Source organism: Streptomyces globisporus, assembly GCF_003501885.1.
GTDB classification, from domain to species: Bacteria; Actinomycetota; Actinomycetes; order Streptomycetales; family Streptomycetaceae; genus Streptomyces; species Streptomyces globisporus_D.
In genome coordinates this window covers 1-822 of record NZ_QWFA01000408.1, presented here as the reverse complement: position 1 = coordinate 822, position 822 = coordinate 1, and the positions used below count along the sequence as shown (strand labels likewise).

Sequence of the window (822 nt, the reverse complement as noted above, 5' to 3'; positions counted from 1 at the left end):
GGGCGTGGCGGTCGGAGCCGTGGGCGGCGGGGACGGCCAGCTCCACCCGGCCGACGGTCTCGGTCCCCCGGGCGAACAGCGGGCGCTCGGCGACCTTGCTGACGAAGACGCCCGCGCCCAGGAGCCCCACGGACACGAGCCGGGTCCAGCCGCGCGGGCGGCGGTGGCCCTCGAAGGTGGCGCCCAACTCCACCTGGTAGCTGTAGAGATCGGCACCGTTCTGGAAGGTCAGCTGGTCGTGGGCGACCGCGACGGTGTTCTTGGTGGCACGGGTGCGCGTCTGCGCGTAGCGGGCGCCCAGGGAGACGTTGCCCGCCTGGCGGGGCAGCCCGGTGCCGGGGTCCTTGTCGTGGTCGCGCGGCGAGATGCCCAGCTCGACCCCGGCGGAGAGGGTCGTGGACTCCTGCTGCCCCTGGCCGGAGATCTCGGTGCCGATGACGGCGTTGCGCAGCGAGCGTTCGCTCAGGGTGGTCTCGAACCGCCGGTCGGTGAGCCGGGCGCGGAGGATGAGCGTGTGGTGGCCCCGGCGGACCTTGCCGTCCTCGGTGAGGGTGACCGGCACCCCGGTGGTCGTGAGGTCGTCGAGGCTCTGCGCGAGGGTCGGCCGGTTCAGCGCCTCGCGGACCTGCCGCTCGTTGTGCAGCGCGGTCCGCATGCGCCCGTCCCCGTACCAGAGCTTGGCCAGGTGGGGGTGGCGCAGCATCAGCGGCGGGACGAAGAGCGACGGGTACGCGCGGTGGAGGGTGTCCAGGACGGTGTCGGTGAAGGCCTTCAGGGGGTCGGGAGGGGTGGGCGCAGCCGTGCCCGGAGCCGGGGCGGGAG

General features: G+C 74.2%; 1 protein-coding gene. It reads right to left on the bottom strand.

Translation table 11 applies throughout. The features are described from left to right. Positions 1-822 (bottom strand): hypothetical protein (locus tag D3105_RS34020; protein WP_133305751.1); only part of this gene is annotated, 822 nt, incomplete at both ends.